7 protein-coding genes are annotated in these 6754 nt (G+C 67.6%); 6 read left to right on the top strand and 1 reads right to left on the bottom strand.

Going from position 1 to position 6754, the window contains the following annotated elements; translation table 11 throughout:
- Window positions 1-108: 108 nt before the first annotated feature.
- Window positions 109-753, bottom strand: coding sequence for an MBL fold metallo-hydrolase (locus NS6_RS23485; protein ID WP_068045402.1), 645 nt, complete (start codon window positions 751-753; stop codon window positions 109-111).
- A 148-nt stretch (window positions 754-901) separates the two neighbouring features.
- Between NS6_RS23485 and purS the strand changes: the two genes are divergently transcribed.
- The 6 genes from purS (at window position 902) to purL (ending at window position 6692) form a co-directional block, all read left to right on the top strand.
- Window positions 902-1138 carry a phosphoribosylformylglycinamidine synthase subunit PurS gene (gene purS, locus NS6_RS23480; RefSeq protein WP_033244081.1) on the top strand — a complete coding sequence of 79 codons (237 nt, stop codon included), beginning with the start codon at window positions 902-904 and terminating at the stop codon, window positions 1136-1138.
- On the top strand, window positions 1135-1812 hold the full coding sequence (gene purQ, locus NS6_RS23475; RefSeq protein ID WP_068045399.1) for a phosphoribosylformylglycinamidine synthase subunit PurQ: 678 nt from the start codon (window positions 1135-1137) through the stop codon (window positions 1810-1812). Before purS ends, purQ begins: the two co-directional genes overlap by 4 nt.
- A gap of 98 nt (window positions 1813-1910) precedes the next feature.
- On the top strand, window positions 1911-2168 hold the full coding sequence (locus tag NS6_RS23470; RefSeq protein ID WP_068045395.1) for a hypothetical protein: 258 nt from the start codon (window positions 1911-1913) through the stop codon (window positions 2166-2168).
- Window positions 2165-2539, top strand: a complete 375-nt coding sequence (locus NS6_RS23465) for a PIN domain-containing protein (protein WP_084471340.1) — start codon at window positions 2165-2167, stop codon at window positions 2537-2539. The genes NS6_RS23470 and NS6_RS23465 overlap by 4 nt, the downstream gene beginning before the upstream one ends.
- A 1-nt stretch (window position 2540) precedes the next feature.
- Entirely contained in the window at window positions 2541-3821 is a 1281-nt protein-coding gene (locus tag NS6_RS23460) for a M18 family aminopeptidase (RefSeq protein ID WP_068045389.1), read from the top strand.
- A 579-nt stretch (window positions 3822-4400) separates the two neighbouring features.
- A complete protein-coding gene (gene purL / locus NS6_RS23455) occupies window positions 4401-6692 on the top strand; it encodes a phosphoribosylformylglycinamidine synthase subunit PurL (RefSeq protein WP_068045387.1) in 2292 nt (763 codons plus the stop codon).
- Window positions 6693-6754: the final 62 nt, after the last annotated feature.

Raw genomic sequence — 6754 nt, 5'->3', positions numbered from 1 at the left:
CACCCCGGGGGTGGTGAACCGTCCGGGGAGGTGGGGAGGGGGTGGTCGGTGTCGGGTCGGGATGGTTCGGGCTGCGCCGGGAGCGGGCGGGGGTGCGTTGGTGCCGGGTCAGAAGGTGGTGGTGTTTTCGGGGCGTAGGATTTTGAACTCTGTTTCGGCCTTGCGCATTTCGTCCAGGCGGCTGAAGTACACGCCCCAGGCGGGTTCGGCGATGATTCCGTAGTGGATGGGGAACGACACCCGCGGCGCGACCGAACGCAGATAGTCGACCGCTTCGCTGATCTTCATCCAGGGCGCCGCGGCGGGGACCGCCAGCACGTCCACCGGGGTATAGGGCACCCACAGTGAATCACCCGGATGGACGAACCGGGTCGGGTTGTCGGTGCTGCCGAGCTGGAACACGGTGTTGTCGACGACCGGGAGTTCGGGATGGATCACCGCGTGCCGGCCGCCGCCGCCGGTGATCCGCAGCTCGCCGAGTTCGATCACATTGCCCGCGTGTACCGCCTCCCACGGACCCTCCTGCAACTCGGCGGTCTGCGGGTCCGACAGCAGGCGGGCACCGGGGTTGGCGGAGATCAGCGCCTCGATCCGGTTCGGGTCGATATGGTCGGCATGCTGATGGGTGACGGCGATGGCGTCCAATCCGGTAAGGCCCTCGAAACCGTGCGAGAACGCGCCGGGATCGAAGAGAACCTTCTTGCCGTGCAGTTCGACGAGTACGCAGGAGTGACCGAAATGGGCTACATGCATGCTCCCAGGCTAGTACCGCGGAGCTGGTTCACCTCACCCGCCGCGAGCGCCGGTAGCCGCGGCAATTAGGCTGCTCAGGTAACCCCATCAGCGTTCCGGCCCGTTGCAGCGCCGGGCGCAGCTCACCCTTTTTCGTGAGGAGCAAACCGTGGCACGTGTCGTGGTCGAGGTGATGCCGAAGGCCGAGATCCTGGATCCGCAGGGGCAGGCCATAGCCGGTGCACTACCGCGCCTGGGATTCGAAGGCGTCACCGATGTCCGGCAGGGCAAACGGTTCGAACTGGAGGTCGGCGACGATATGAGCGACGACCAGATCGCGGCGATCGCGGAATCGCTGCTGGCCAACACCGTGATCGAGGACTGGAAGGTGGTGCGCGTCTCGTGACCGCCCGTATCGGGGTCATCACCTTCCCGGGCACCCTCGACGATGTGGATGCCGCCCGCGCCGTCCGGCTGGCCGGCGCCGAGGCGGTGAACCTCTGGCACGCCGACGCCGATCTCAAAGGCGTGGACGCGGTCGTGGTCCCCGGCGGTTTCTCCTACGGCGACTATCTGCGCTGCGGGGCCATCGCCCGGTTTGCGCCCGTGATGGGCACCGTGATCGAGGCCGCCGGCAAAGGTATGCCGGTACTCGGTATCTGCAACGGTTTCCAGGTGCTGTGCGAGGCCGGGCTGCTGCCCGGTGCGCTCACCCGCAACGAGGGCCTGCACTTCATCTGCCGCGACCAGTGGCTGCGGGTCGAGGCCACCGATACCGCCTGGACCTCCCGCTACGAACCCGGCGCGCAGATCCTGGTCCCGCTGAAATCGGGAGAGGGCCGCTATCAGGCCCCGCAGGCGGTACTCGACGAACTCGAGGGCGAGGGCCGGGTGGTGTTCCGCTACGAAGGCGACAACCTCAACGGCTCACAGCGTTCGATCGCGGGTATCGCCTCGGCGAACAAGCGTGTCGTGGGGCTCATGCCGCACCCCGAACACGCCACCGAAGCACTGACCGGTCCGAGCGACGACGGACTCGGGATGTTCCTGTCTGCTCTGGACGCACTGGTCGCCTCCTGACATATGGTGCCGGGAAGGTGAGGCATCGACGCAGTTCGGGTGTCATCTGGGGCTGCCAGCCGGTATGACTCGGTAATACCGGCTGGTAGACTGGCCGCATGAAGAAGATCACGATCAGTATCCCTGACGAGATCGCCGAAAAGGCCGCCCGCGCTGTCGAATCCGGCAGCGCTACGTCGGTGTCCGCGTGGTTTGCCGATCTCGCTCGCCGCGAACCCGATTGGGCCGCTGCTGTGGAAATCCTCGCCGAACTCGCCGACGAGGCCGGGGTCACCCACGCCGATCGCGAATGGGCGGCCGGTGTGTTCGACGAGATCGACGCCGAGCACACCGACGCCCTCGGTGGTGCCGCGTGATCGTTCTCGATACCGGCGCCTTGATCGGGCTCGAGAAAGGCAAGCCACGCTGCGTCGGGCTGCTCGCCGAAGCCGTCCGACGGAAAACCCAGATAGTCGTCCCGGCGACAGTGCTGGCGCAGGCGTGGCGCAACGATCCCCGTCAGCACCCGATTCGGCGGTTGTTGAAAACCGATACGGTGACCACCGTGGTGCTCGATGAGACCGCCGCTACGGCAATCGGTGCGGTGCTCGCCGCGAGCGGTACCGCCGACGTGGTGGACGCGCATGTGATCGTGGTCGCCCGTGCTCTGCGGGCCGATCGAGTCGTCACCGCTGACCCAGACGACTTGACCGCACTCGATCCTGCGGTGCGGCTGGTGGTGGTCTGATATGCCGAGTTCTGCTACTGCGGCTTCGGCCGCTGGGCTGTGTGCCTTCATCGATGCTTCGCCTTCACCGTTCCATGTCTGCCGGACCATCGCCGACCGGTTGGATGCCGACGGGTTCACTCGTCTCGACGAGACCCAGCCCTGGCCCGGTGCGGGCGGCCGGTATTACATCGTGCGTGGGGGATCGCTCGTAGCCTGGGCCGATCCCGCGCAGACCGGCCCGTTCCGGGTTGTCGGGGCACATTCCGACAGTCCCAACCTGCGGGTCAAACAGCACCCCGATCTGTCGGTGGCCGGATGGCAGCTGGTGCGGCTCGAGCCGTACGGTGGGGCGTGGCTGAATTCGTGGCTGGATCGGGAGCTGGGTATTTCGGGGCGGCTCAGTGTCCGCGAGGGCAACGGGCTGGCCGAGCGGCTGGTGCGGATCGACGAGCCGATTCTGCGCGTTCCGCAGCTGGCCATCCACCTCTCCGAAGATCGGCGCGGGGTCACGCTCGACCCGCAGCGTCATGTGAACGCGATCTGGGGGGTGGGCAGCGAACCCGCGTCCTTCCTGGACTATGTGGCCGAGGCTGCGGGGGTGGATCCGGCGGCGGTGCTCGGGTGGGAACTGATGACCCACGATCTGGCGGCGAGCCGGGTGATCGGCGCCGGCCAGGACCTGATCAGCGCGCCGCGGCTGGATAACCAGGGCACCTGTTATGCCGGTCTGCAGGCGTTTCGCACGGCGGTGGACAATCCGGGCGGCGCGGTTCCGGTGCTCGCGGTATTCGATCACGAGGAAGTGGGCAGCCAATCCGATCGGGGTGCCCAGTCGGAGCTGCTGCCCACGGTGCTGGAACGGATCGTGCTCGCGCGCGGCGGCGGTCGCGCCGATTTCCTGGCCGCGATGGCAGGGTCGGTCTGCGCCTCAGGTGATATGGCCCACGCCACCCACCCGAACTATCCGGAGCGGCACGAACCCGCGCACGGGATCGCGATCAACGGCGGACCGGTGCTCAAGGTCAACCAAAATCTGCGCTATGCGACCGATGCGGTCGGTGCGGGTGCGTTCGCGCTGGCCTGCGCGCAGGCGGGCGTCCCGATGCAGCGGTATGTGCATCGGGCCGATCTGCCGTGTGGATCCACCATCGGCCCGATGACCGCTGCCCGCACAGGTATGCCGACCGTGGATATCGGCGCCCCGCAGCTGGCGATGCATTCGGCGCGGGAAATGATGGGCGCCGCCGATATCACCGCCTACGCTGCCGCGCTGGCGGCCTTCCTCGCTCCCGAAGACTGATCCCGGGTACGATCCGCCGGGAAAAGCCGCTTCACTATCGGCGTCGTCGCAGCGGGCCGGGTGGGACGCCGTCGGCCTGACGACATGGGTCATGCAACCCGTCGGTGCCGTAGTCGGGTCACGGCGGCGGTGTCTGTTGCCGAACTCTCTCGGCGTTGAGGGGTACCGACCGGCCCAGCGACATCGTCGTGGCCGGACACGGTTAGGTCCGCGGCCGTCGAGACGGTAGCGCAGCTCAACGGACCGGGCGGGTGATGGCGTTGCCCGGTCCGTCGAGCGGTGGTTTGCCGCCGAGCCGGGCGTATCGGCGGTGATCGGGCGGCGCCTGGCCATGGACCGGTAGCCGGGGCGTCGGCGGCGATGGGGTCGGGAATGTGCGCGGCGCAGGTGAACGTAAGATTCGTGCTGGATCAAACCTGTCGGGGCCCCGCCGTCGAGGCCCTGTGTTCCGGCCCACCCGTGTTCCCGATATCCCGCGGCGTCGACGCGAAAAGCAGCCGTGGAATGCCCGGATACGCGACCCGGACCGGAGCCCGCGCGCGCCGGCGCGTCAACCTACGAAAGGATCCTGGTAATCCCGTGACTGAGCAGGTCGATACGGTCGCCACCGCCGCCGCACATCCGGATACGCCGCAGCCGTACGCCGAGCTCGGCCTCAAAGACGACGAATACGCCAGGATCCGGGGCATCCTGGGTCGCCGGCCCACCGACGCCGAACTGGCCATGTATTCGGTGATGTGGAGCGAGCACTGCTCCTACAAGTCCTCGAAGGTGCATCTTCGCTATTTCGGCGAGACCACCACCGATGAGATGCGCGCTTCGATGCTCGCGGGTATCGGGGAGAACGCGGGTGTGGTCGATATCGGCGACGGCTGGGCCGTCACTTTCAAAGTGGAGAGCCACAACCATCCGTCCTACGTCGAGCCGTACCAGGGTGCGGCCACGGGGGTCGGCGGGATCGTCCGCGACATCATGGCGATGGGGGCGCGGCCGATCGCGGTCATGGATCAGCTGCGGTTCGGCGCCGTGGATGCGGCGGATACCCGCCGGGTAGTCGACGGTGTGGTGCGCGGTGTCGGCGGGTACGGCAATTCGCTGGGTCTGCCGAATATCGGCGGTGAGACCGTGTTCGATGCCTCCTATCAGGGCAACCCGCTGGTGAATGCGCTGTGCGCGGGTGCCATGCGGGTGGAGGATCTGCATCTGGCGTTCGCGTCCGGTGCCGGTAACAAGATCATCCTGTTCGGTGCGCGGACCGGTCTCGACGGCATCGGTGGCGTGTCGGTACTCGCCTCGGATACCTTCTCCGGCGACGAATCCGGCGGCGGCCGCAAGAAGCTGCCGAGTGTGCAGGTGGGTGACCCCTTCACCGAGAAGGTCCTCATCGAATGCTGCCTCGAGCTGTACCACGCCGGATTGGTCGTGGGTATCCAGGATCTCGGCGGCGCCGGGCTCTCCTGCGCGACCTCCGAACTGGCTGCCGCCGGTGACGGTGGAATGCGGATCGAACTGGATCGGGTCCCGTTGCGGGCCGCCGATATGACCCCGGCCGAAATCCTGTCCAGCGAATCGCAGGAACGGATGTGCGCGGTGGTCACGCCGGAGAACGTCGATGCGTTCCTGGACGTCTGCGCCAAATGGGATGTGCTGGCCACGGTGATCGGTGAGGTCACCGACGGTGAGCGGCTCGAGGTCACCTGGCACGGGGAAACCGTGGTGGATGTGCCGCCGCGCACCGTGGCGCACGAGGGGCCGGTATACGAGCGTCCCGTTCAGCGGCCGGGCACCCAGGACGCCCTCAACGCCGACACCCCGGACAATCTGCCCCGGCCGAAAACCGCCGACGAACTGCGCGACACTCTGCTGAAGATGGTGTCCAGCCCGCAGCTGTGCAGCCGCCGCTGGATCACCGAACAGTACGATCGCTACGTCCGCGGCAACACCGTCCTCGCCGAATACGCCGACGCCGGCGTGATCCGAGTGGACGAGGAAACCGGACGCGGTATCGCGCTGGCCACCGACGCCAACGGCCACTACACCAAGCTCGACCCCTACACCGGCGCGCGGCTGGCGCTGGCCGAGGCGTACCGCAATGTCGCCACCACCGGCGCCACCCCGAAGGCTGTCACGAACTGCCTGAATTTCGGGTCCCCGGAGGATCCCGGCGTGATGTGGCAGTTCCAGCAGGCCGTACGTGGACTCGCCGACGGCTGCGCAGAACTCGGTATTCCGGTGACCGGTGGCAACGTCAGCTTCTACAACCAGACCGGGGAGAATGCCATCCTGCCGACCCCCGTGGTGGGTGTGCTCGGTGTGATCGACGATGTGCACCGGCGTATTCCGACCGGCCTCGGCCTGGAGCCGGGGGAGAGCCTGATCCTGCTGGGCGATACCCGCGACGAATTCGGTGGTTCGGTCTGGGCGCAGGTGGCCCACGATCACCTGGGCGGGTTGCCGCCGCAGGTGGATCTGGCCCGGGAGAAGTTGCTGGCGGAGGTGCTCACCGCCGGTTCCCGCGACGGCATGGTCAGCGCCGCCCACGACCTGTCCGAGGGCGGTCTGGCCCAGACTGTGGTCGAGGCCGCGCTGGCCGGTGAAACCGGTTGCCGCATCCTGCTGCCGGAGGACGCCGACCCCTTCGTCACGTTGTTTTCCGAATCGGCGGGCCGGGTACTGGTCGCCGTGCCGCGGTCGGAGGAAACCCGGTTCACCCGGATGTGCACCGCCCGCGAACTGCCGTGGGTGCGGATCGGGGTGGTGGACCAAGGGTCGGATTCCATCGAGGTACAGGGCCAGTTCTCGGTACCGATGGCTGAACTTCGCGCCGCCTACGAGGGCACTCTGCCGGCCCTTTTCGGCGGCCACGCCTGACTCCGGGGCGGGCGTGCCACGCCGGGGGTGACCCGAGCCACCCACCGGTAACGGTTCCGCCC

Origin of the sequence: Nocardia speluncae NBRC 108251 (assembly GCF_001613245.1) — a bacterium.
In the GTDB taxonomy this organism is placed as follows: Bacteria; Actinomycetota; Actinomycetes; order Mycobacteriales; family Mycobacteriaceae; genus Nocardia; species Nocardia speluncae.
The sequence above is the reverse complement of the archived record's forward strand: the minus strand, read 5'-3'. Positions and strand labels throughout refer to the sequence as shown.

Coding starts and splice junctions, on each gene's coding strand:
- NS6_RS23460 (WP_068045389.1), top strand. CDS start 2,541: ATGCCGAGTTCTGCTACTGCGGCTTCGGCCGCTGGGCTGTGTGCCTTC.
- NS6_RS23485 (WP_068045402.1), bottom strand. CDS start 753: ATGCATGTAGCCCATTTCGGTCACTCCTGCGTACTCGTCGAACTGCAC.
- NS6_RS23470 (WP_068045395.1), top strand. CDS start 1,911: ATGAAGAAGATCACGATCAGTATCCCTGACGAGATCGCCGAAAAGGCC.